This is a genomic window from Gorillibacterium massiliense, from assembly GCF_000455485.1.
Classification (GTDB): Bacteria; Bacillota; Bacilli; order Paenibacillales; family NBRC-103111; genus Gorillibacterium; species Gorillibacterium massiliense.
Map to the genome: position 1 here is coordinate 58,631 of NZ_CBQR020000149.1, position 23,239 is coordinate 81,869.

Annotated in this window: 19 protein-coding genes; 11 read left to right on the forward strand and 8 right to left on the reverse strand. The window is 53.3% G+C overall.

Features of this window, described 5'->3' with window-relative positions; genetic code table 11:
• Positions 1 to 82: 82 nt before the first annotated feature.
• Positions 83 to 2,266 carry an alpha-galactosidase gene (locus TJ79_RS20620; protein ID WP_040952232.1) on the forward strand — a complete coding sequence of 728 codons (2,184 nt, stop codon included), beginning with the start codon at positions 83 to 85 and terminating at the stop codon, positions 2,264 to 2,266.
• 188 nt (positions 2,267 to 2,454) lie between these two features.
• Here TJ79_RS20620 and TJ79_RS20625 read toward each other — a convergent pair whose 3' ends face one another.
• The 3 genes from TJ79_RS20625 to TJ79_RS26210 all read right to left on the reverse strand — a co-directional run bounded on the left by TJ79_RS20625 (position 2,455) and on the right by TJ79_RS26210 (position 8,406).
• Positions 2,455 to 3,801: a GDSL-type esterase/lipase family protein gene (locus tag TJ79_RS20625; RefSeq protein ID WP_238323087.1), complete on the reverse strand. Its 1,347-nt coding sequence runs from the start codon at positions 3,799 to 3,801 to the stop codon at positions 2,455 to 2,457.
• A gap of 126 nt (positions 3,802 to 3,927) precedes the next feature.
• On the reverse strand, positions 3,928 to 4,857 hold the full coding sequence (locus tag TJ79_RS20630) for an AraC family transcriptional regulator (protein WP_040952234.1): 930 nt from the start codon (positions 4,855 to 4,857) through the stop codon (positions 3,928 to 3,930).
• Between the two features lie 183 nt (positions 4,858 to 5,040).
• Positions 5,041 to 8,406, reverse strand: a complete 3,366-nt coding sequence (locus TJ79_RS26210; protein ID WP_052339822.1) for an Ig-like domain-containing protein — start codon at positions 8,404 to 8,406, stop codon at positions 5,041 to 5,043.
• A gap of 241 nt (positions 8,407 to 8,647) precedes the next feature.
• On the opposite strand from TJ79_RS26210, the gene TJ79_RS20640 reads away from it, so the two are divergent.
• Both TJ79_RS20640 and TJ79_RS20645 read left to right on the forward strand, forming a co-directional pair.
• A complete protein-coding gene (locus tag TJ79_RS20640; protein WP_238323088.1) occupies positions 8,648 to 9,142 on the forward strand; it encodes a sigma-70 family RNA polymerase sigma factor in 495 nt (164 codons plus the stop codon).
• On the forward strand, positions 9,135 to 9,824 hold the full coding sequence (locus tag TJ79_RS20645) for a hypothetical protein (RefSeq protein WP_040952235.1): 690 nt from the start codon (positions 9,135 to 9,137) through the stop codon (positions 9,822 to 9,824). Before TJ79_RS20640 ends, TJ79_RS20645 begins: the two co-directional genes overlap by 8 nt.
• Here the strand turns inward: TJ79_RS20645 and TJ79_RS20650 are convergent.
• Together TJ79_RS20650 and TJ79_RS20655 are read right to left on the reverse strand one after the other, a co-directional pair.
• Positions 9,793 to 10,638: an alpha/beta fold hydrolase gene (locus TJ79_RS20650; protein WP_040952236.1), complete on the reverse strand. Its 846-nt coding sequence runs from the start codon at positions 10,636 to 10,638 to the stop codon at positions 9,793 to 9,795. The genes TJ79_RS20645 and TJ79_RS20650 overlap by 32 nt on opposite strands.
• A gap of 18 nt (positions 10,639 to 10,656) precedes the next feature.
• Complete coding sequence (locus TJ79_RS20655; protein WP_040952237.1) at positions 10,657 to 11,640, reverse strand: Gfo/Idh/MocA family protein; 984 nt, start codon at positions 11,638 to 11,640, stop codon at positions 10,657 to 10,659.
• A gap of 408 nt (positions 11,641 to 12,048) precedes the next feature.
• Here TJ79_RS20655 and TJ79_RS20660 point away from each other — a divergent pair, with 408 nt between their 5' ends.
• The 7 genes from TJ79_RS20660 to TJ79_RS20690 all read left to right on the forward strand — a co-directional run bounded on the left by TJ79_RS20660 (position 12,049) and on the right by TJ79_RS20690 (position 19,192).
• Positions 12,049 to 12,912 carry a VanW family protein gene (locus TJ79_RS20660; protein WP_052339823.1) on the forward strand — a complete coding sequence of 288 codons (864 nt, stop codon included), beginning with the start codon at positions 12,049 to 12,051 and terminating at the stop codon, positions 12,910 to 12,912.
• A gap of 3 nt (positions 12,913 to 12,915) precedes the next feature.
• On the forward strand, positions 12,916 to 13,158 hold the full coding sequence (locus TJ79_RS20665; RefSeq protein WP_040952238.1) for a hypothetical protein: 243 nt from the start codon (positions 12,916 to 12,918) through the stop codon (positions 13,156 to 13,158).
• Positions 13,159 to 13,355: 197 nt separating this feature from the next.
• On the forward strand, positions 13,356 to 14,399 hold the full coding sequence (locus TJ79_RS20670) for a LacI family DNA-binding transcriptional regulator (RefSeq protein WP_040952239.1): 1,044 nt from the start codon (positions 13,356 to 13,358) through the stop codon (positions 14,397 to 14,399).
• Complete coding sequence (locus TJ79_RS20675; protein WP_052339824.1) at positions 14,386 to 16,131, forward strand: glycoside hydrolase family 13 protein; 1,746 nt, start codon at positions 14,386 to 14,388, stop codon at positions 16,129 to 16,131. The genes TJ79_RS20670 and TJ79_RS20675 overlap by 14 nt, the downstream gene beginning before the upstream one ends.
• The gene (locus tag TJ79_RS20680; protein ID WP_040952240.1) at positions 16,128 to 17,411 is read left to right on the forward strand and encodes an extracellular solute-binding protein; all 1,284 of its coding nucleotides are present in this window, start codon (positions 16,128 to 16,130) and stop codon (positions 17,409 to 17,411) included. The genes TJ79_RS20675 and TJ79_RS20680 overlap by 4 nt, the downstream gene beginning before the upstream one ends.
• A 69-nt stretch (positions 17,412 to 17,480) precedes the next feature.
• Positions 17,481 to 18,350, forward strand: coding sequence for a carbohydrate ABC transporter permease (locus TJ79_RS20685; protein WP_052339825.1), 870 nt, complete (start codon positions 17,481 to 17,483; stop codon positions 18,348 to 18,350).
• Positions 18,351 to 18,364: 14 nt separating this feature from the next.
• Complete coding sequence (locus TJ79_RS20690) at positions 18,365 to 19,192, forward strand: carbohydrate ABC transporter permease (RefSeq protein ID WP_040952241.1); 828 nt, start codon at positions 18,365 to 18,367, stop codon at positions 19,190 to 19,192.
• 184 nt (positions 19,193 to 19,376) lie between these two features.
• Here the strand turns inward: TJ79_RS20690 and TJ79_RS20695 are convergent, their stop codons facing one another.
• Both TJ79_RS20695 and TJ79_RS20700 read right to left on the reverse strand, forming a co-directional pair.
• On the reverse strand, positions 19,377 to 20,357 hold the full coding sequence (locus TJ79_RS20695; RefSeq protein WP_040952242.1) for a GNAT family N-acetyltransferase: 981 nt from the start codon (positions 20,355 to 20,357) through the stop codon (positions 19,377 to 19,379).
• A gap of 122 nt (positions 20,358 to 20,479) precedes the next feature.
• The gene (locus TJ79_RS20700) at positions 20,480 to 20,914 is read right to left on the reverse strand and encodes a ferritin-like domain-containing protein (RefSeq protein ID WP_040952243.1); all 435 of its coding nucleotides are present in this window, start codon (positions 20,912 to 20,914) and stop codon (positions 20,480 to 20,482) included.
• A gap of 169 nt (positions 20,915 to 21,083) precedes the next feature.
• Between TJ79_RS20700 and TJ79_RS20705 the strand changes: the two genes are divergently transcribed.
• Positions 21,084 to 22,427: a glycoside hydrolase family 30 protein gene (locus TJ79_RS20705; RefSeq protein WP_040952244.1), complete on the forward strand. Its 1,344-nt coding sequence runs from the start codon at positions 21,084 to 21,086 to the stop codon at positions 22,425 to 22,427.
• A 68-nt stretch (positions 22,428 to 22,495) separates the two neighbouring features.
• On the opposite strand, the gene TJ79_RS20710 is transcribed toward TJ79_RS20705, so the two are convergent.
• Positions 22,496 to 23,239, reverse strand: coding sequence for an ABC transporter ATP-binding protein (locus tag TJ79_RS20710; protein ID WP_040952245.1), 744 nt, complete (start codon positions 23,237 to 23,239; stop codon positions 22,496 to 22,498).

The window sequence follows — 23,239 nt, forward strand, 5'->3', positions numbered from 1 at the left end:
TGAGTTAGGAATTTGATCACGTTTCCCGGGTTTCCCTTGTTACAATAGGTTCGAAATCTTTTCATCAAAGGAGAATCGAAAAATGGGAATCCGCTATGATGCTGAAGGCCAAATCTTTCACCTCACTGCCCAAAATACAAGCTATCTCCTCCAGATTACGGAGCAAGGCTATCTCGCCCACCTGTACTGGGGTCGCAAGCTGCGTCCGGGTCACTACGCCCACACGCTGCAAAAACGCGACTACTTCGTTTCATTTTCACCGAATGCCACGCCTGACGTGTCCTTGGACATTTTGCCCCAGGAGTATCCGGCCTTTGGCGCCGGGGATTTCCGCAATCCCGCTTATCAAGTGCAATTGGAGAACGGATCGACGGTGTCCGAGTTTGTTTATCGCGAGCACCGCATCTTGAAGGGGAAGCCGCAATTGGAAGCTCTCCCTGCTACCTATGTGGAAGAGGATAGCGAAGCCGAAACGTTGGAAATCGTCGTGGAGGACAAGCTCACCGGCTTGGAAGCTGTTCTCTCCTATACAGTATTTGAGCGGTTTGATGCTATTACCCGCTCCGTCCGCTTGATCAACAACGGCAAAGAGAGCCTGAGGCTGCTGCGGGCGCTTAGCGCCAGCGTGGATATGCCTCATGCCCAGTATGATCTGCTGCACTTGTCCGGCTCTTGGGCCAGGGAACGGCACATCCAGAAGCGGCCTTTGCGCCCCGGCATGCAGGGCGTGGAAAGCCGCCGCGGCTCCAGCAGCCATATGCAAAACCCGTTCATCGCCCTCTTATCCCAAGGGGCGGGGGAGACTCACGGCGACGTGTACGGCTTCAGCCTCGTGTACAGCGGCAGCTTTACCGCCCAGGCGGAAGTGGATCAGATGTTTACGGCCAGAGTCTCCATCGGCATCAATCCTTTTGACTTCACCTGGCTGCTGAATCCGGGCGAATCGTTCCAGACTCCGGAAGCGGTGCTGGTGTATTCGCCGGAAGGGTTGGGCGGCATGTCCCGCACGTACCACAAGCTGTATCGCACCCGCCTTTGCCGTGGCACTTACCGGGATAAAGAGCGTCCGGTGCTGATCAACAACTGGGAAGCTACTTATTTCAACTTCACTGCCGATAAAATCGAAGCCATCGCCAAGGTCGGCACGGAGCTGGGCATCGAGCTGTTCGTATTGGACGACGGTTGGTTCGGTCATCGGGACAGCGACAACTCCTCCTTGGGCGACTGGTTCGTCGACCGGAAAAAGCTGCCCGAAGGGCTGGAGGATTTGGTCGCCCGGGTGAACCGTCTCGGTCTCGGTTTCGGACTTTGGTTTGAGCCGGAAATGATATCGCCGGACAGCGAGCTGTACCGCGCGCATCCCGACTGGTGCCTGCATGTGCCGGGTCGTCGCCGCAGCGAAGCTCGCCAGCAACTGGTGCTGGATTACTCCCGTCAAGATGTGCGGGATTATATCGTGAAAACCGTCAGCGACATTTTGGCCAGCGCGCCGATCACCTACGTGAAATGGGATATGAACCGGAACATGTCAGAGATCGGCTCCGCCCTCCTGCCGGCGGAACGCCAGCGGGAAACAGCTCATCGCTACATGCTGGGGCTGTACGAAGTGCTGGAACGCATCACCTCGGCGTTCCCGAAGGTGCTGTTCGAAAGCTGCTCCGGCGGCGGCGGCCGCTTCGATCCAGGTATGCTGTATTACATGCCGCAAACATGGACAAGCGACGACAGTGACGCGGTGGAACGGCTGAAAATCCAATATGGAACCAGCATCGTCTATCCTGTCAGCACGATGGGCGCCCATGTATCGGCGGTGCCGAACCATCAAGTCGGCCGGGTTACTTCTTTAGAGACCCGGGCTAACGTGGCGATGGCGGGCAATTTTGGGTACGAGCTGGATTTAACGGTATTCACCGAGGAGGAAAAGGCGCTCGTCAAAGCTCAGGTGGCGCAGTACAAGGAAATCCGCCATTTGGTGCAGTTCGGCGACCAGTACCGGCTGCTGAGTCCTTTCGAAGGGAACAAGACGGCATGGATCATCGTTTCGGAGGATAAAACGGAAGCGGCGCTGTTCTTCTTCCGCGTGCTGGGCGAGCCGTACCCCGGACAGTTCCGTTTGCGTTTGGCCGGTCTTGATCCGAACAAGGATTATAAGCTGGCGGACAGCGGCGAGGTGTACGGTGGCGACGAGCTGATGGAACTGGGGCTGCCCGAGCCCAAGGGCTACGGCGACTTCCAAAGCGCGCTCGTTTTGTTGAAGGAAGTATAAACAGAAATATAAGAAAACCTCTATCGAGGCTTTACAAAGATGAGCGACCGCGTTTCAGAGGTAGGTTTTCTTGGTACAGAATGTTTTAGTGCTTGAGCACTTTAGCAAACTTAAACATTCTGTAACGTTAACAAAAAGCGGCGTCCCACCGGAGTTCGGGGGACGCCGCTTTTCATGTTTTAAGCGAGTTACGGCTGCCAAGGTTTCGATAGCACGTCAGCCAACGCTTTGCCCAGTGCTTCATGGCCTTTTGCATTGGGGTGGACGTCCTGGCGGATCATCAACTCCCGCTGCTTGCCGTTAATGACGGAATAGGCGTCGAAGACCTGCACCTTTTTATCCTTCGCCACCTTGGTGACGACGGTGTTTTGCTTGAGGATGAGGGGATCGGCCATTTTAAACAGATCGGTGTAGAGACTCGGCACCGGGTCGTAAAGATTGAAGACGACGATGCGGGATTTTGGCGCGACGGTTTTCAGGGTGTCGATGATTTTGCCCAAGTTAATCTTGAGCTGGTCGCTGGCCGCGTCGAACTTTGTTTGATCCTCCTGCGTGAACACGGGGCTCAGGTTGCTGGCGCTGAGCAGGCCGAGGCTGCGGGCCAGCCCCATAATATCGTTGCTGCCGATGGTTAAGGTGATCGTATCGGCTTGTGCCAGGCTGCGGCGGATGGAGTCGGCAGCCAGGTTGGTGAGTAAGCCCTCCGAGGTCATGCCGGACACGCCCAGGTTGACCGTTTGGTATTTGATAGTGTTCCCTGCGATGAACGGAAAGGAGTTGGGAGCTAGAATGCGGCTATCCGTCTGGAGGTTATAGCCGAAGGCGATGGAATCGCCAAGAGCAACCAACGTTTTGGCGGCTGGAGCGGCAGGGATTTTGTCTTGTTCCGCACGGCTGACGAAAACGAGCCGCACATCGGTATGGGCCGCGGAGTTGCCTGCATGGCCGTTAGGCTTCCAATCGATTTCCGTATGGTTGACGACTGCGGGAATGGGCACGGAGATGACGGGCAGTTCCGAGAGTTTTTTGGCTGTCTCAACTTTTCCGTCCACGCTGTATTCCACGAAGATCAATTTCCCGTTAGACACCCCGTAGACCAGATTGTTCGGGGCATCGATAGGGCTGGCCCAGCGCTCGCCGATTTTCGCTTCAGAGGCGGTTAACCGCACGACGTTATCCGGCAAAATGACGGCATTGGTCGTCTTGCTGGCGGCATCGAAGCCGATTTCGGCGCGGGAACCGCCATAGGCTTCTATGAGAGCCCGCAGGGGCGCGCGCAGGATGCCTTTCAACACAACGGGCTTGCCGTATGCTTCGGAAACGGCTTTTCCATCTACAGTCAGCTTCTTGGTTTTGTCATCCCATTTGTAGGCAATGCCATAGAAAGATGTGAAATAGGGCACGGAAAGATAGGTTCGTCCTCCAGCTTCTGACAGGAGGGAAGCGTCTTTAACCGGCGTGTTGTTGAGGCTCGCTTTCGGTGCGGCTGGCGCGGCTGTGGTACCAGCGGCTGCGGCGGAGATGGGCGTGGACACGGCGGTAATAAGGAAAAGGAAGAATATAAGAGCAGACATTTTCTTCATCGGGCAACTCCCTTTATGCGAATGATTCCGATGCATGCCAAAAACAGGAATGCATCGCTCTATGAATCATATCACACCTTATTTGCCGGTGTCTGCCAAAATGAGAGGTTTTTTCACGGGTCGCAGCACCGCATAACCATACCCCTCCGGATAATGCCGTTGGTAATCCTGGAACGGCGGATCTTCATTCCAAACGTATCCGATCGATTCGGGATCAAAGGTCCAGGCGGTTTGTTCGACAACCTCCATGACGGCGCCATTATCCTTCAAATAATCGAAGGGCGGATGAAAGAAAACCAGATAGTCCGACTCCGGGATGTCCCGGCACTTCATTCCAGCGGGAATCTCTCCCGTGTAATCCGCGGCAACGGGAATGCCGTAGAGATACCCTTTTTTCCCATTGTCGTAAAACCACCCGGCGGTCTGGCTGATCTGACCGGGCAGGGTCAGGTTGGACATGCTCGTCAGCGTGCCGCAAATGTCGTCACAATCGTGGCCATTATCCCAAAACTCCCCGTAATACTGCACCGAACCATCCCAAATACCGATGAATTTATGAGCCGGAATCCTTTCGATTTTAATCTCCGCTTGCTGCAGGTGAATGTTTCTCATGTTTCCTCGCTCCTTGATCAAATAGTGATAAGGGGAGAATACCTCTGCACGAATGGCGAGCGGTATGGGCCGTGGGGCTTTGCGGTAAGCGTGAGGCGTCACTTGAAAGGCTTTGACGAACGCTCGGGTAAACGCCTCTTGGGACGAAAACCCATACTTCACCGCAATATCCAGAACGCGGGCATCGGTGTCGCGGAGCTCCAGAGCGGCCCGGCTGATCCTGCGCGTCCAGACATAATCCCTTAGCGTCATGCCAGTTAGCGCGTGGAATTGTTTGGTGCAGTAATAAGGCGAATAGCCCAACTGCATCGACATGTTCAAAAGCGAAGGGGTGCTCGTCAGGTTATCGTCGACCCAATCGATCATGAGCTGTACCATTTCGTTCCATTCGTACATGGCAGGTTCCCTCCTTTCGCTTTTGATCTTACCAAGAGAGCTCCTTCTCATATTTGACCTGAGTTGCAAAAATCCTTTCGGCATCTTCGCAGCCATAGGGGAAAATCAGAAGCGTCCAATATGGTCCATGGGCAAAAAAAGGGGAGAACAGCCTATGTCTGTTCTCCCGGTTTATTGAGGCTACTATTTTTCCGTTACCGTAATGTTCAGCTTCACTTTCTTGTCTCCGAATTCGACGGTAACGTTTGCTTTACCTGCACCCGTGGCTTTGATCAATCCGTCTTTTACGGTTGCGGTATCCGGTTTGCTCGATGTCCATAAAGCGCGTTTGGTTACGTCAGCTTCGCTTGAGTCCAGATAGGTTGCGGTAGCCGACACTTGCAACGTGCCGCCGACCTTCAGCGATACGTTCATAGAAGAGGTTTCCAGGTATTTCAGCATATCGACGTCGACCGCTACTTTAGCGGTTTTCCCTGCGTATTTCGCTGAAATATTCGCTTTGCCGGAGGCGACTGCTTTAACGACTCCGCTTGTCGATACCGTTGCGATTTTATAATTGCTCGTAGTCCATTCCGCAAGCGATGTGACATCCTTGCTTTTTCCATTGCTGAAGTATACGGTAACTGTCAGCTTGGCCGTTTCGCCGGACTTTAGCGAAGCGCTGGGGACGGAAGCTACGATTCGGGAAACCTGATCGACTTCAACCGATACTTGCGTTGATTGTCCGCCATAGGTGGCGGTAATCGTGGCTGTACCTTTGGAATAACCGGTGACAAGGCCTTTCTTGACGCTTGCCACCGTAGCTTTACTTATTTTCCATTCGGCTTTATCCGTAACGTTCGTTTCATTGCCGTTGTCATCCGTTGCGGTCAATACGATTTGGTACGTATCGGAAACGCCTATCGTGACGAGCGGAACATTGGCTTCCAAACTGCCCGTAAGTCCAACTTTAACGGTGATATTGATCTTTTCGTCATTGTACTTTGCAGTGACTGTCGTCGATCCGGTAGCTATCCCGGTAATGACGCCGTCAAGGACTTCCGCGATGCTTTTATCCTTTGTACTCCACTCCACATCCGAGGAGACATTGGCGACCGTTCCATCTTTGTATTTGGCGAAAATGGTTACCGTCTCTTCATCGCCGATTTTATTAAGTTTGACTTCGCTATTCGATGCATAGACCTTCGACGGGATATCTACAGAAACTTGGACGGTAACCTTTTTTCCGCCATAGCTTGCGCTGACAGTCGCTTTCCCCATTTTATACGCGGTGATGGTTCCCTTGGAAACGAGAACGGCATTGTCGTTATCCGAACTCCAGGAAGCCATGCTTGTTACATCCTCCGTTGATCCATCCGCATACGTTGCCGTTAACTTGATTTTTTCACTGCCGCCGGTATGCATTGCAAGTTCATCCTTGTTTGCATCCAGATGGTTGGCAATATTGACACCTACCGTAATATTGACTGATTTGTTGCTGTACGTCGCTTTGATCGTCGCTGTGCCCGCTGCCTCAGCTGTAATCGTGCCTTTGTAGACGGATGCAATGGCTGGATCGCTGGAACTCCAGGTTGCGGAGCTCGTTACATTGGTAGTTGTTCCATCCGGATACACCGCTGTAACCGTAACGTTGTAAGTCTCGTCTGTTTTTAGGTAGAGTTCTTGGTGGTCAGCCTTCAGCTTTTTCGTCTGGTCAACATCGATGGAAATGGTCGCGGTTTGATTCGCGTAAGTCGCTTTAATCGTCGCAGTTCCTGCTTTTAGGCCTGTAAGATTGCCTTTCGTCACATAGACAACCGATTCATCGCTGGAGGACCAGGTGGCGTCAGAAGAAACATCTTTTTGGGTACCGTCCGTGTAAGTCGCCAACAGGGTGATCGTCTCTTTGTCATTGACAAGGAGGGCAACCTCTTGCGAACTCGGAGTCAGCCGTCTGACATTTTCGACATGAACGGTTATCGAGATGCTTTTATCTGCGTAAGCTGCCGTTACCGTAGCCGTCCCGTAAGCAACGCCTGTCAGTACCCCTTTACTATTCACGGTCACGATCGAAGGATCGTCTGAAGTCCAAGTTGCCGATTCTGAAACGGCTTTCTCGCTCCCGTCGGCGAAAACCGCAATCACATCGGCGTAATATGTATTATTGATCTGAATATTGATTTCTTTCGCTGTCGTGATGATCTTGGTCGGAACGTCAACGCTTACGGTAATGGTTACCGTCTTCCCACCATAAGTCGCGCTGATCGTTGCCGTGCCTGCTTTATATGCAGTGATGGTCCCTTTAGAGGCAATCGCTACAGTTTGGTTGGAAGACGTCCATGTTGCTTTGCTCGTTACGTCTTCTGTTGACCCGTCGATATAGGTAGCCTTCAGCGTTGGCGTATTTTTGTCGTTTACGCTCATCGCCAGTTCATTGTCGCTGGAATCAAGGAAGTTGACAATTTCGACATTGACCTTAACGGTCACCGTCTTGCCGCCATAGGTGCCTGTAATCGTCGCCGTACCCGAGGATAGGCCGTTAATTAACCCTTTCGTTACAAACGCAACACTCTCGTTGCTAGAACTCCAAGTTGCGCTGCTTGTCACATCGTTCGATGTTCCGTTTGGATATACAGCCGTCAATGTCAATTGCTGAGATTTATTTTCATGCAAGAATACGTCCTGAACGTTAACGGTAAGCTTTTGCGTTTTGTCTACGGTAACCGAAATGGTAGTCGTCTTCGTGCCGTACGTAGCGGTAATCGTCGCCGTACCGGCGCTGTAGCCTGTGATAACGCCACTCAGTACATCTGCAACCTCTTCATTGCTGGATGTCCACTTGGCAGCTGTCGTAACCTCTTCAACACTGCCGTCCGCGTAGGTTGCGTTCAATGTAATCTTCTGCGATTCCTTTTGCAGCAGAGACACCTCGGTTGAACTTGCTGTAATCCGTTTCGCCACATCGACGTTTACCGATACGGTAACGGATTTGCCTCCGTACGTTCCGGTTATCGTTGCTGTTCCAGAGCCTGCTCCCATCACAACTCCATTCACTACCGTTGCAATGGACTCATCCGATGAAGACCAGTCCGCCTCTTTGGAAACCGATTCCGTCGTATTGTCCGAATACGTCGCCGTCAATGTAATTGCTGCGGTTTCATCTTTACGAAGCTCGATGCTTTGTTTATCCTTCGTTAACGCTTTTACCTTTTTTGTAACTTTCACGGTAATCGACTGGGAAAAGCCATCATAGCTGGCAACCATGGTTACTGTACCTTCCGCTTTAGCCGTGATGGTGCCATTGTAAACGGAGGCGATGGATGTGTTCTCACTATTCCAATCTGCGTAATAGGTAAGATCATCCGTTGATTCGTCCCCATATATTCCGTAAGCGTAGAGAGACTTCGAATCCCCGACTGCAAGTGTTACTTCGTTGGTGGAGAGAGTAAGCTTTTTCAGGACATCGCTGCTCGACGATGTGCTTGCGAAGGCTGTTAGTGTGCTGGCAGATGCCCAGATGAGCACTAGAACTGCCAACATCAAGTTCCGCACTGTGCGTATTTGTTTCAAATGTTTCCCCTCCGAATGGTTAATTTTGCTACATCTCTTTTCGGATAAACAAGAGGGGGAATTTATAGCTTTCATTCCATTTTAAGCGATCATTCAGCACACTTTCAGAAAAAGTCGAGTCTGGACAATTCCTTCTCTATTATGAATCTACGGGAAATGAGAGCCATCGGGAAAATTTTCGGCAAAGATGAAACATTTTGGCCGGGAATGTCGTGTTTATGAAAGAAGGGGGCGAGAGAGCTTGACGATCAATCGGCTGGATGAGGAAGCCTATTGGGAGGAGAAGGTCCATGTCTATGCCGATATGGTGCTGCGCTTGGCCCTTACCTATATGAAAAATAAAACCGACGCCCAGGATATTTGCCAGGACGTGTTTTTGAAGCTGCTTCGTCAGGGGAGGCGATTTTCTGATGAGGAGCATGAAAAAGCATGGATTCTCAGGGTGACGATCAACGCCTGCAAGGACGCTTTGCGCAGCCCGTGGCGAAGGCGGGTCGCGCCGCTTACGGGCATGGAGCTGCCCATTGGCAACAGCGAAGGGAGGGAGATGGTGGAGCAGGTGCTTGCGCTTCCCTCTAAATACCGGGTCACGGTGTATCTGCATTATTTTGAAAACTACCGGACGGCGGAAATCGCTGAGCTCCTGGGAAAGAACGAAAATACGATCCGTACCTGGCTGAAAAGGGCGAGGGAATTGCTGCGAACGAAGCTGGATGGAGGCGAGGGCAATGGGTGAGAGCGTGGAGAAGAGCCTGGAAACCTATGCGGAAGGCATGGGGGAAATCAAAGCGGATGACAGGCTGAAGGCCGATCTGATCCGGCGGTTAAGCCAAGAGCGGGAACGGATGGGGAATACCGGGCGTTATCGCGGGACTTTACATAGAACCGCCTATTGGATGGCCGCATGCGCGGTGGCGCTGGTCATTTTTCTGTTCGGGCTTCCTAATCTGCAGGGCACGGAGCATCTCAGTGAAACGGGTCGTCCGTTTCATAGGTTTGTTCTGACGGCTTATGCCGCGGACGGCTCGTCCTTTGAAATTAAACCTCAGGTGGAGTTCCTTCTTGGGCGCTACAGTCCATTGATGAGCAGCGTTCCCGGCTTCCCGCTCAAAGCAGAGGCGGAAGGGGCGGACCGCATCGAGTGGATGGCAAGCGAGGGCAATTTCGTGTTGTGGAACCCACCTGATTACAAAGTGTACAACAAGGGGCAATCGGTGAGCTTAAGGCCAGGAGAAACGCTGTATTGGTCGCCACTTGACGAAGGCGCGCAAACGGCGGCCGAGAAGAGCGCCGTTACCGTTACCGCGTATGCCGACGGCAAAAAAGTCGGAAGCGCCCAGATCGAGATCGCTTCCGACAAAGATTATTTCTATAAGGGAAAACTGGTCACCCTTGAATCTGTGCTGCAAACGCCTTAATGGCTTCCGCCAATTGCTCCGGGGCTTCGTACATGCTCATGTGGCCGGAGGATACAAGGAGTGTGCAGGTTACGCCATCCCCTTCCACCGAAAAGGTCTTTTCGGTGGGGACGATTTTGTCCTGGCCTCCGGATACCAGCAGCACTGGGACCTGCGCGTCCTGCAGTACGGCATTACGGTCGGGGCGGCGACGCATGCCCTCCTGGGTGGCGGCAGCGGCGCCGGGATCGGTGCCTCGGCCGATGGCGAGAGCCCGCTGCACCTTGTCCGGCATGCTGTTCAGGTGATCGGGGGCGAATAACTTCGGCACCAGCCCTTCGACGAAGACGGAGATCCCCTGCTCCCGAATGGTGCGGATGCCGGCGATACGGTTGATCTTGCCCTCCTCCGTGTCGGGATACGCGGTGGAGTGGATCAGCCCGAAGGCGGCGAGCCGTTCCGGGTAAGCTTCGGCGAAGGCCAGGGTGACGTATCCGCCCAAGGAGTGGCCGAGGAGGATCGCCTTGTCGATGGCGAGAACGTCCAGCAGCTCCCGAACATCGAGGGCAAAGGCCTCCATCGGGTAAGCGTCTTGGGCGGCACCGCCCGCTTCGGCCTCGCGGGCCGTATCGCCCGCCGCCGGCGTTGGCGCCGAGGAATCTCCATGTCCCCGCAGGTCCGGAGCGATGACCCGGAACTTGCCGGCGAGGAGGGGAATCACTTCCTCCCAATAAGCGGAGCTGCCGCAAAACCCGTGAAGCAGTACAACAGGCGCTCCGCTCCCTTCGTCAACGTATGTGATTCGGCTATTTTTCAACTGAGCGGTATGTTTCACGTGAAAAACACTCCTTTGTTAACGGGATTGGTTTTCAAGCTTCACCGGCAGCCCGGAAGCAGCCGATTGGTTCGCCGCCATGGTGACTTCGTGGGTTTTCAGCGAGTCAGCATAATCGGAACGGATGAGCGAGCGGTCGCCGGTGCGTAGGGCGTGGATAAAGGCTTCATTCTCCCGCCCAATAGGATTACCCGGCAAATGGTACTCTGACGTCTTTTCCGGTTTGATTATTTTCAGGCTGCTGTCCCGTACTTCGAAGGTTCCTTTTTCCGTAAACAGATCAAGGCCGACGGTATGATAGTGGGGCAGCATGCAGGTGTTGGACAGGGTGGCTACCCCGCCGTTTGCCAGCTTCATCGTTACGGTGCCGACGTCGTATACGTCGGCCTTTTCCACTTTTTTATGCATGACCCGCTTATCGTAAGCCGCGTATACTTCGGTGATCTCCCCGCACAGATAGCGCAGCAGGTCGACCATGTGCGTCGTCTGCTCCACGAACTGGCCGCCGGACCGGTTGAAGGCGATCCACCAATCCGCCATCGGCATCGTTCCCATCCAGTAGCCTAAGGCCATGCCGAAGGTGGTGTCGCGCAGTTTCTTTTTCGCTTTATCTACCGAAGGCAAATAGCGCCAATGATAACCGACGGAAGTGAGCAGGTTTTTCTCGCTAATGGCCGCAGCCAATCGCTGGGGCAGGGCAGGCTCGTGAGCCAAAGGTTTTTCCACCAGAAAAGGTATCCCGCGTTCGATCAACGCTTCTTCCAATCCCTCATGGGTGTCGGGAGGTACGCAAAGATAGACGGCATCGAGCTTGCGGTCGTCCAGCATATCAGCCAAAGAACGATACGCCCGGGCGTTCGACCATGCCGCCGCCGCTTTTTCCGTATTCGCCCAGGTCGATCCGGCAAACGCCGTCACCTCGACGCCCTCGATTTGGGCAAGCTGAGCCTGATGAGACTTGGCAATTCCCCCGGTTCCAACGAAACCGATTGTAAGCGTCATGAAAACACCTCTCCTATGTGCATGATACTTTTTATTATACACGGCGATGAAGGCTTGACCAAAAGAGGGAGATTCCATTTGATGATCGTAACCAAAATGTCCACGATCAAATCGCGGACCAAGAGCCCCGTTCTACCCGCAATCACGAAAGACGCTTCCTAAACGAGAATTGCTTTGTCCAACCGATCGGCAACCTGCGCTTCACGTAAGCGGTGGGAAGCCGGTCTTTTTTGTGTAAAACTGGATAAAAAAGGAGGAAAAACCCCGCAACCAGCGAACCTAAAGGAAGGCTAGAACGTCAATATATACGGCTGGATTTGCTCGGAAGAGCTTTTGGGGTATTGCAATCGCCTTTTACAAGAAAACGGCAGTCCAACTGTAAACTGGATGGGGTATGGTGAATAGATGATGAGAACTTTTATACGGAAATGGCCGGCAGCCTATCGCCTGCGGGTAGCTCAGTTGCGCGTTCAGAGGGGCTTTCGGAACCAATTCGTTCGTTTTGCCCTTGTCCGGCGGGAAGAGGCCTTTCCTTATCCGGTAAAAAAACACCAGTCTCTGCTGCGGCGCAAACTGGGCGCCTCCGATCCGGTGCTGCAGGACAACAAGGTGGTCAATCTGGGGATTGCCGTGAGCAAGGTGAACGGCGTAATCATCGAGCCGGGAGAAACCTTCTCCTTTTGGCGACTGATCGGGAAGCCAACAGGCAAGGCAGGGTATCTGGATGGGTTACTGCTCTCTCATGGCGAGGTAAAATCGGGTGTCGGCGGCGGATTGTGTCAGCTGGCTAACCTGTTTTACTGGATGACGCTGCATACGCCGTTAACCGTGGTGGAACGGCATCACCACAGCTTCGACCCGTTTCCCGATGACCGGCGGGTGCTGCCCTTCGGCAGCGGAGCCAGCGTGTTTTACAACTACATTGACCTGCGATTCCATAATCCGACGCCCCACCGGTTTCATTTCCGGGTTTGGCTGACGGACCAGCATTTGAAGGGCGAGGTGACTTGCGACAGCGACTTGCCGGCGGCTTACCATCTGGAGGAACGGAACCATCGGTTTCATCGGAAGCCGGAGGGAAATTTCCGCGAAAACGAAATTTGGCGCAAAGTCATCGACAAGCGGATCGGGGCGCTTATTCGGGAAGAGCTGCTGATCCGCAATTACGCGGAAGTGAAGTATGCGCTGCCGGATGAACAGGTTGAGCAGAGCGAGCAGGAGGCGGCCGTGAAGGAACTCCAACCGATGGATGCTGCATGCGGGGAGGAATAGCGCATGTTCGAGAGCTTTAAATCAACAGTTTGCGCGGTATTATTGATTATTTCGGGGATATTGGCTACGTTGATCACAGTATTTGCCGCTGCCCGGTTTCTGTGGATCGGGGTGCTCTTTTTTCTCTCCGGGCTGGGCTTGCTTTTTCTCGTGCGGGCGGCGAGAGAGGATTCGTACAGTCTCCACCAAGAGATTATCCAGCTGAACAAGCGGCTGGATGAGTCGGAGCAAAAGCGGCAGCTGTAAACTGCACGTTCGCTCTTAGCGTTATTTACGGGCAGGTTAGTTCAGGCGCGGAAATGAGGTCACTCCCTTGCGGGCTATAAGCAGGGGGTGGTCTTTTTTTTGGCTGCGTTTTCATTTTAGTTATTGCGGAATGATAAAAAGTAGCCTATAATGACGTTAATGCAACCGGTTGCATTGAGGAAAGGAAGATTGCATGCATGCCTAAAAATAAAATCACGATTCAACAGATCGCGGATCTGGCGGGGGTCAACAAAGCCACGGTATCCCGGGTACTCAACGGCAATACGAACATCTCCGAGAAGACCCGGCAAAAAATCGAGAGCATCATGAAAGAGCATGATTACGTCCCCAACACCAATGCCCGCGGTCTTGCCTTCAACAAGACGTTCACCATCGGCTTCTGTTTTGATTACACCGATAAGAAAGCGTTTGCAAATCCTTTTTTCTACAAGGTGATGTCGGGGATCGAGGACGCGGTGTACGGAAACGATTATCTGTTCCTGATGATGAGCGACCACAACAAAGGAAAAGGCAAATCCACCTTTGAGCGGGTGGTGGCAGAACATCGGGTGGATGGCGTGCTCATTCCCGACACCCTGTTAACTCCGGATAATTATCGTTTACTGATGCATCATGGCATGCCCTTCGTCGTAATCGGCGAGACCATGCTACCTGAGGTGGGCATCCATTGGGTGGATGTGGATAATAGTCTCGCCGGTCAGTTGTTGACGGAGACCCTCATCGCTCAAGGCTACCGAAACATTTCTCTCTATGCCGATGCGGAGTCGCTGAAGCGGGATAAGTTTATCGCTGACCGAATTCAAGGATACCGGCGGGCGATGGATGCCCATGGGATGAGTCCCCGTATTTTCGCCGATGCCGGGTCATTCCGGAAAGCCGTCCGTTCGGACGGAAGCAGCGCTGAAAGGTTGGCCGGCCGGGCTGACGCGCTGATCTGCTGCACCAACGATCAATTGTTTGACGTGCTCGATCCGGACAATGGAGGGCCACTGGCCGCTGATATCGGACTGGCTACCTTCGATGATTTATCCATGCATCGCTACTTGAAGCGCAACGTCCACTATGTGGTCATCGATCTGGAGCAAATGGGGCACAAGGCGGCGGAGCTGCTGTTTTCACTGGTTAACAAGGCGGCGAACATTCCAGATCTGATTCGCATTCCGACGACAAAAGTAATTGAATCCAACGCAAAGAGGACAGAACACGATGACAATCTATGAATGGCACGATCCCGCATATGATGCAACCTTGCTGTCGGAGGGGGAGCTGGAGCTTCGCTTGAAGGTTCCTAAGCCCTCCGGCCGCGTATCGCTTCTCTTTTGGAACAAATATCGAACCGAGCAATATGGTATCCAACGCAAGACAATGATCAAGTGGGCAGAGTCGGAGCAGTATGGGTACTACCGCATCGTATTGACAGGTGTCGAATCCCGGATTCGCTACCTTCAATATACATTCGAAATCGAGAGGGAGGGGGACAAGGCATGGGTTAACGCGGAAGGGTTGAAATCGGAGCTTGCGGCAAAAGGGAGTTTTTCCTTCTCCTACGCAGGCGACCGGGACGCGGTTCACGCGCCGGAATGGATTTACGACCGGGTCTGGTATCAAATCTTTCCGGAGCGGTTCTACAACGGTGATCCGTCCAATGATCCGCAAGGCGCGGAAGCTTGGGGCGGTGCTCCGACGAGGGACAATTACATGGGAGGGGATCTGCAGGGAATATTGCAAAAGCTGGACTATTTGTCCGATCTGGGAATCAACGCGATCTACTTGAACCCGATCTTTGCGGCTAGTTCCAACCATAAGTACGACACAGTGAACTACCTGGAGGTCGATCCCCAGTTCGGGACGAAAGAGGATTTGCGCAAGCTGGTTGAGGCCTGCCATAGACGGGATATCAAAATCGTGTTGGACTTGGTGATCAACCACTGCGGGTATTATCATCCGTTTTTCCAGGACGTAGTGCAAAACGGGGAACAATCGCGGTATAAGGATTGGTTTTATATTCACGAGTATCCCATCGCTTTAAGCGATGAGCAGTATGATTCCGTCGGGTACTACCGGTGGATGCCCAAGCTGCGGACATCAAATCCCCAGGTTCGCGAGTACGTGTACGAGATCGTTTCTTTTTGGCAGAAAGAAACGGGTATCGACGGCTGGAGAATTGATGTCGCAGACGAGGTGGAGTTCAGCTTCTTGCGGGAGCTGAACGCCAAGGTGAAGGAATTGGATCCCAACGCCTTTATTATTGCAGAGATTTGGACCGATGCCAAGCGCTTGCTGCTGCACGGCGGCGTCAATACCGCTATGAACTATGAGCTGCGGACGCTGCTTCTCGATCTGGCCACGGACTCCACGCTAACTCTTGATGCTTTTCATGATCGCTTGATCGGATTTCTCCATCGTTATTCCATGAAAGAGCTGCACCAGATGTTCAATCTGCTGGGAAGCCATGATACGGAGCGGATTTTGACCCGCCTCGGGGAAGACCATAACCAGCTTGCACTACTCGTGGCGTTTCAATTCGCGCTGCCTGGCAATCCCGTCGTTTATTACGGCGACGAGGTAGGAATGACGGGAGAAAACGACCCCGGGTGCCGGGGATGTATGCCCTGGGAAGAGCAGGCGGCAGCAAACGACTTGACCGATTTGTTCAAAAAGTGGATTCAACGCAAAAAAGCCGACCCCGTGCTGCAGCAGGGCGATGTTTATCTTGAAAACGGGGGGGACGGGATGTATATCGTCAAACGCGTGCAGGATAGCAAAGTGTGGTCCCTTGTCGTAAACCTTTCCGGGAAGAGCCGGGAAGTGGGCGAGCTTTTACGGATGAGCGGCCTGCAGGGCAGAACGGTCACGGATCCATGGAGCGGGGCGGGCGTCCCGGCTACGGATCGATTGGAGTCGGGAAGATGCCTGATTGTCCAAAATTATAGTGAAGGAGCCCCTATATGATCAAAAAATGGAGCAAGACCGCCATGGCGGTTCTTCTGATAGCAGCGGTTTTAGCCGGCTGCAGCACGAAAAATAAAACAACCGGCGACACAAGCGGAAAAGCGACGAACAAACCGGCAAAAGAAGTGACCCTTACCTTCTGGCATCATTACAGTTCCGCATCTCCGGAGGAAAAGACGTTAACGGATACGATCATTCCCAAGTTCGAAGCGGAGAATCCGGGCATCAAAGTGAAGGCGGTGGCGTTCCCCTGGGACGAACTGCATAAAAAGCTGCAAATCGGCGGCAGTTCCGGCGATCTTCCCGACGTAGCCCGGCTGGATATCATCTGGGTCCCCGAATTTGCCGCTCAAGGTCTTTTGCAGCCGTTAAACGGATTCTCCGATTTCAACGAGGTATCGGCCGCACTGCTTGCCGGTCCGGTAAGCACGGGTAAGGTGGGCGACACGTACTACGGGTTGCCGCTGAACACGAATACGAAAGTGCTGTTCTGGAATAAGGAAATGTTTAACGCCAGCGGCATCGACAAAGCTCCGGAAACGACGGATGAGTTCTTCACGGATTTGGATAAAATCAAAACCAAGTACGGTAAGGTATGGGGTTACGGCGAACCCGCTCTACAAGGGTGGAACATCCTCCCGTGGATTTGGAGCAACGGCGGCGACGTCCTGTCTCCTGATTTCAAAACGGCGGACGGGTACTTGAATTCTCAAGCTTCCGTGGACATCATGACCAAGTTGCAAGCCGCTGCCAAAAAAGGCTTGATTTCCGGCTTTAAGCCTGGCGACGTGCCGGTTACTGAAGGGCATGCCAAGAATAGCTACGCCATGATGGCCGAGGGACCATGGGCGTACGCCCAATTCGATAGCCAGTTCCCGGAATTCGCTACCGCCAGCGCTTCCTTCCCGAAAGGGTCCGCCGGTTCCATTCAAGTGCTGGGTGGAGAAGATCTTGGTATTTTCACGAAGGATAAACAAGAGGAAGCTTGGAAATTCGTCAAATTCATGACCGAGGAATTTTCGCAAGTGGAAATGGGTAAAGTCGGACAGATTCCCGTCAATGTGAAAGCGGGAGAGAATGAGGAGATCAAAAAGATCGCCTACTACGCTCCTTTCTTGGAGCAGCTCAAGACCGCCAAGGCAAGACCTCCCGTCGCGAAGTGGCCGCAGATCGACGTTGTTTTGAGCGATACCACCGCCGCCATCATGCTGACGGGCGGGGATGTAAAGACCGAGCTGGATAAAGCGGTCGCCAAGATCGACGCTCTGTTGAAACCATAACCGTAAAACACTTCAAAAAAAGGAAGCGTCGGTTCGTCACCGGCGCTTCTCTCCAAAGGAGCCAGCAGCATGCGTACGAAACACGGGATAGCCGGATATGTGTTCTTTTTACCGGGGTTCCTCTTCTTTTCCTTCTTCCTGCTGTATCCCCTTGCGCGAAATTTGGTATACAGCTTCTACGATTTCAAGTTGACCCGGCTTAACGACTTAACCTTCGTCGGTTTCGGCAATTATGCGCGGGTGTTCCAGGACGAGGTGTTCTGGATATCCATCCGCAATATCTTGATCTATGGCGTGATATCGGTTCCGGGACAAATGATTATCGGCTTTCTGGTCGCCTATGCCCTGCACCGGAACAAGGCGGGGGTAACCACGTTCCGTGTGTTCTTTTTCCTCCCCGTGATCACGTCTTGGGTCGTGGCCTCGCTGATTTTCAAATTCGTATTCACCGATCAAGGCTTTCTGAATTATGTCCTGACGGATATGCTCCATCTGACAAAGGAGCCCATCAGTTGGTTGAGCCAGACGGGAACGGCCCTTCTTGTCCTTAGCCTGTTGGGCATCTGGAAGGGCGTAGGTTGGGTCATGGTCATTTACCTAGCCGCTCTTCAAGGCGTTCCGAAGGAATTATATGAAGCGGCTTCCTTGGACGGAAGCAACTCCTGGCAGAAAATCCGGCATATCACCCTGCCCTCCATTCGCAGCACCACGATGTTCATTCAGATCATGCTGATCATTGGGGCGTTCAACGTGTTCACCTCCATTTTTCTCATCACAAAAGGTGGCCCTTTGCACCAAACCGAAGGCATGCTGAGCTGGATGTACCAAAAAGCGTTCACGGAATACGACCTGGGGTACGCTTCGGCGCTTTCCTATGTATTTGCGATCATCATCGCCCTTCTGACGGTCATTCAATTCCGCATGAATAAACAGGAATAGGAAGGTCGAATAATATGCGCCTATCATGGAAATCGATAGTTCTCTACAGCTCGCTTATTATCGGGTCGCTTGTTTCCATCTACCCGTTGTTCTATATGCTCATGACTTCGCTGAAGCCGATGACGGTCTTGTTCGAATTTCCGCCGAAGCTGTTTCCGACGGAACCGACCCTGAACAACTACAAGGAAGCCTGGACCAGCGCCAACTTTTCCCGTTATCTGGGGAACAGCGTTTTTGTCACCCTGATGAGTTTTCTTGTGCTGTTCCTGTTTTCCTCGATGCTGGCCTTCGCGTACTCTCGGTTTTCTTTCTTTGGGAAAAAAGTTAGCTTCGGCATCCTCATCGGCAGCTTGTCGATTCCGAGCTTGACCCTGGTTATCCCCCAGTACATTCTGGTGCGAGATTTGGGCTTGTTCGATTCCTATTGGGGGCTGATTACGATCTACGCGGCCGGGGCCATCCCTTTCACTACTTTCTTGCTGAAGGGGTTCTTCGACTCCATCTCCCGGGAGATCGACGAGTCGGTGTCCATCGACGGCGGAGGCAGCGGGCGGTTGTTTTTCACCATCATTCTGCCGCTGTCCAAGCCGGCCTTCGTACCGGCCACCATCTTCAACGCCATGATCATCTGGGAGGAGTTCCCGTGGGCGTTGACGATCATCAACGATCCGCTGAAGCGGACGCTGCCCATCGCGCTAGCTAATTTTCAGGGCCAGTACACGACCCAGTGGGGGATCGTCTTCGCCGGCTCCATCATCGCCATGGCGCCTATCGTCCTGCTGTTCCTGATGCTCCAGCGGTATTTTGTCGCGGGGATCACGGCTGGCGCGTTGAAAGGTTGATCGGGCGGGTTGGATGAGGATTGTGCAAAAGACGAAAAAGCGGTGCCGGATTGTTAATCCAGCACCGCCTTTTTAAAGATATCAGAAAGTATTAACTTCGAAGCAGTGGCATCCTGATATCGCAAAAAAAACTTCCTCTAAATGCGGTCTGGCTTCTTTGAAGGTACGTCGATAGACGTTTTTCTTATAAATAGCGCATTGCCCGCTCATCGATACGCCGGCAAAAGCTGTAGGTGTAGTCGACGAAATGCTTTCCCCAGAAATAACGGGCGGTTGGGTTCAGCGTCTCGCAATCCACGCCCAGCCGTTTGACGCCTTCGCTTTTCAGAGTGGTCAGAACATGGGCCAGCAGCCCAGTAAAGACACCGCCGCCCCGTTCGCTCTCCTCCAAATACGCACCGCAAATGTTCATCATATCCGGGGCTTCCGTCAGAAAGTTTTCGCCGTTTGCGGTCAGCTCCATGTATCCGCTGATCGCATCCGTTCCGGCTTTACGCGCCACGAAGAATCGGGACTGCCGTTTCCGGCACAGATCAAGGAAATCCGCCTCTTGTTCTTCCTCGCATGCAAAAAATACCGGGCTGCGCCGCAGATGCTGGATGAGCTTGTTCTTGAGCGGCAGGATTTCGGCTGCATCGGCGGGGGCCAGCTCTGCGAAAAGCCAGCGGTCGTCCGCTTGCGGCAAAAGGGAAAGCGGAGTGTCAACCAGGCGAATCGCATCGGCGCAGCGGATGCCGAACCCGTTCAGCGCCAGCGCCCGGGTCACTTCGGCTTCATGGGCGTAAACGGTCAGAGCATAGCTGCCGATCCCCTGCCCGGCCATCTCCTCCGCAGCGAGTTGAAACAAACGGGACGCTAGTTTCTCGGGTTCGCCCGCGAAGGCGTTGCCGTGGAGAGGAGAGTACGAGCCGACCACCTCTCCGAACTGGCCATTGAGCCCGCTCCAAAAGCCTAAATAGCCGACCATCCGCCCGCCTTCGAAAGCGCCGACTCCTGTACCGTGAATGAAAAGCTCGCGAATACCGCGAGTTAGCGCTTCCCTGTAGTCTCTTGCATCCGCGCGTTCATCAAGAGCGGCTACATGCCGCCGTTCCGCCCCGCAGGCCGCAAGGGCCAGCCGGACGGCCTCCTCCGTATATCCCTCATGCAGTGAAGCAAAATCCATATCCCAGCCTCCCGTAAAATCTTCCTTCTTTTCATTGTAAAACGGATTGGGAGGGAAACAAGGGAAAGGTTGGGTATAGCGATTTACGGCAAAGGGATTATTGGCACGGGGATGCCGCGCTGTTATGACCTCGCATTATGGAGAGACATAAAAGAAAGAAACCAGACCGCATGATTCTGCTCATCGGCGGCAATGCGTCTGATGGATTCTTTCATGGAGGCTTCCGGTGCCCGGTCGGCCAGATCCAGATAGAAGTCCACCGTATTTTGTTCATCATTGAATGCAAATCGCAGCCCTGCCTTATAATCAGTCGGGCAAGATTCCGTGATTTGCGGGACAGGTAAGCGGCCGGTAAGCGATGCATAGATTTGCGAAAAAACGCGGAGATGCCTCATTTCGTCACTGCGAATCTCTGAAATTCGTTTGCGCTCCTCTTCGTTCGGGGCCATTTTTGCCAATTGTTCATAGCAGGCGATGGCGCTGTACTCGCCATTCACGGCTTTCCCAATATCGGCGGCAAAGCCGGTATCAACGCGGTAATAAGCGGGATAATACATAGGCGAATCTCCTCCGGGCTTTTTCCATTAGCCTATGCGGCAGGGAGAGTGGCGGTGCGGCAGGTGTGGACAAAATTGCAAATACAAAGACCAAAATGGAACATTTCCGATTCGGAACGTTAATGGTATGATCAGTCTGGATAACCCCGAAAGGATGGATCTAGCGCAGATGAAAATGAAATGGATTTCAACGACGTATGTAGAGGAAAAAAAGCAGCAAACGGAAAGCGAAAGCGCCTTTCAACCGGACAAAGGAACGGAGATGCTGGCGGTCAACGTGTACCCCGGAGTAGAGTACCAAACCTTTGACGGATTCGGTGCTGCAATCACCGAAGCTGCTGGTCACACCTTTTCGCTGATGAGCGCGGAAAAGCAGAAGCAGATTTTGGATGCCTACTACGGCAAGGACGGAAACCGCTATAACCTGGTGCGGACGCATATCGACAGCAGCGACTTTTCTCTGGGTCAATATGCGGCGATGAACGATCCGGAGGACCGGGAGTTCCGCTCTTTTGATCTGAGCCGGGACGAGCAATACATTTTGCCGCTTTTGAACAGAGCGGAGGAAACTGCCGGCCGCAAAATGCAGGTGATGCTCACTCCGTGGTCGCCCCCTTCGTTTATGAAGTCCAACGGGCAGCGCGTGGGCGGCGGCTCGCTTTTGCCGGAGTATCGGGCTTTTTGGGCGGATTACATCTGCCACTATATAAAAGAATACCAAAGCCGCGGTGTGAACGTCGAAATGATCACGATCCAAAACGAACCGATCGCCGTGCAAAAATGGGACAGCTGCATCTACACCGCCGAAGAGGAAAAAGTGTTCCTGCGCAACTTCCTGTACCCGGCTATGGAGAAGAACGGGCTGACGGATATCGCCGTGAACATTTGGGACCACAACAAAGAGCGGGTGTTCGAACGGGCTTGCGACATCATTGACGAGGAAACGGACCGGATGGTGCAGGGCGTGGCGTTCCACTGGTACAGCGGCGACCATTTCGAAGGAGTTCAGCTCGTACGGGACAAATTCCCGCAGAAAAAGCTTATCTTCACCGAAGGCTGCGTCGAATACAGCCGGTTCAGCGATGCCGGCCAGTTGGAAAACGCGCAAATGTACGCCCATGATATTATCGGCAACATGAACGCGGGGATGACCGCTTTTATCGACTGGAACCTGCTGCTGAACAAGCAAGGCGGACCGAACCACGTAGGCAACTTCTGCGACGCTCCTGTCATGTGTGATACGGATAACGACATCGTGCAGGAAAAGCTGTCCCTCACCTACATCGGCCACTTCAGCCGCCACATCGTGCCGGGCGCGAAGCGGATCGGGCTCAGCAAGTACACGGACAAGCTGGAAGCGACGGCCTTTAAGAACCCGGATGGTTCCCTGGTTCTGGTCTTCATGAACCGGACGAACAAGGAACTTCCGATCAAAATCCGGCTGAACGGCCAGGTCGCCGACTTCACACTGCCGACTGGCGCCATCGCTACGGGGATTCTTCCGGCAGAGTAACTTCTTATTGGACAAGCCCCTCCGTCATCTGGACGGAAGGGCTTGTTTCATTCTGGCTTTCTTTTCTTTCAATAGTAAGCTGACTTTAGCAAGGCTTTCGTATAGTCCGATTGCGGATTGGCGAATACCGTTTCGGTCTCACCCCATTCTTGTATCGCTCCTGCCTTCATGACGGCCATCCGGTCGGTGAAGCCGGAAATCGTCTCGATTCGATGGGTGATGTATAAAATGGACATTTCTTCCGTGCGCTTTAACGAAAGCAGTAGCCGGAGAATCTCATCTTCCGTGGACGGGTCCAGCGCCGAGGTTATTTCGTCAGCCACGAGCAGCTTCGGTGACATGGATAACGCTCTTGCAATGGCGATTCGTTGCTTCTGCCCGCCGGAGCATTCAGCCGGATATTTGTCCGAGTAGTCGGCAGGAAGCTTAACCTTGGCCAGAAGCTCCGCTGCCAAGCCGTAGGCTGCTTTCTTCGGATATCCGCTTAGCCTTAGCGGCTCTGCGACGATCTCCTTTACCCGCCAATAAGGATTCATGGAACGGTCGGGATTTTGAAAGATCAGCTGCATGGCGGGGGTCGGTTTACTCGGTTTCGACGAAGGTGCCGGATCGTCCCATGCAATGGACCCGGCCGTCGGTTTTTGCAAGCCCATGATCAATTCCGCCAAGGTTGACTTGCCCGAGCCGCTCTCTCCGATCAAGGCGAATATCTCGTCTTTCCGCAGCGTGAACGATACTTCATCCACCGCTTTGATGGGCTGGTCTTTGGTTTTGCCGGCGTAATGTTTCGATACCTTTTCCAAACGAAGCAT

Excerpts from the sequence above, each read along its gene's own strand:
- TJ79_RS20620 (WP_040952232.1), top strand. The coding sequence starts at position 83 with ATGGGAATCCGCTATGATGCTGAAGGCCAAATCTTTCACCTCACTGCC.
- TJ79_RS20630 (WP_040952234.1), bottom strand. The coding sequence starts at position 4,857 with ATGTACGAATGGAACGAAATGGTACAGCTCATGATCGATTGGGTCGAC.
- TJ79_RS20645 (WP_040952235.1), top strand. The coding sequence starts at position 9,135 with ATGGGTGAGAGCGTGGAGAAGAGCCTGGAAACCTATGCGGAAGGCATG.
- TJ79_RS20655 (WP_040952237.1), bottom strand. The coding sequence starts at position 11,640 with ATGACGCTTACAATCGGTTTCGTTGGAACCGGGGGAATTGCCAAGTCT.
- TJ79_RS20660 (WP_052339823.1), top strand. The coding sequence starts at position 12,049 with ATGAGAACTTTTATACGGAAATGGCCGGCAGCCTATCGCCTGCGGGTA.
- TJ79_RS20665 (WP_040952238.1), top strand. The coding sequence starts at position 12,916 with ATGTTCGAGAGCTTTAAATCAACAGTTTGCGCGGTATTATTGATTATT.
- TJ79_RS20670 (WP_040952239.1), top strand. The coding sequence starts at position 13,356 with ATGCCTAAAAATAAAATCACGATTCAACAGATCGCGGATCTGGCGGGG.
- TJ79_RS20675 (WP_052339824.1), top strand. The coding sequence starts at position 14,386 with ATGACAATCTATGAATGGCACGATCCCGCATATGATGCAACCTTGCTG.
- TJ79_RS20680 (WP_040952240.1), top strand. The coding sequence starts at position 16,128 with ATGATCAAAAAATGGAGCAAGACCGCCATGGCGGTTCTTCTGATAGCA.
- TJ79_RS20685 (WP_052339825.1), top strand. The coding sequence starts at position 17,481 with ATGCGTACGAAACACGGGATAGCCGGATATGTGTTCTTTTTACCGGGG.
- TJ79_RS20690 (WP_040952241.1), top strand. The coding sequence starts at position 18,365 with ATGCGCCTATCATGGAAATCGATAGTTCTCTACAGCTCGCTTATTATC.
- TJ79_RS20695 (WP_040952242.1), bottom strand. The coding sequence starts at position 20,357 with ATGGATTTTGCTTCACTGCATGAGGGATATACGGAGGAGGCCGTCCGG.
- TJ79_RS20700 (WP_040952243.1), bottom strand. The coding sequence starts at position 20,914 with ATGTATTATCCCGCTTATTACCGCGTTGATACCGGCTTTGCCGCCGAT.
- TJ79_RS20705 (WP_040952244.1), top strand. The coding sequence starts at position 21,084 with ATGAAAATGAAATGGATTTCAACGACGTATGTAGAGGAAAAAAAGCAG.
- TJ79_RS20710 (WP_040952245.1), bottom strand. The coding sequence starts at position 23,239 with ATGCTTCGTTTGGAAAAGGTATCGAAACATTACGCCGGCAAAACCAAA.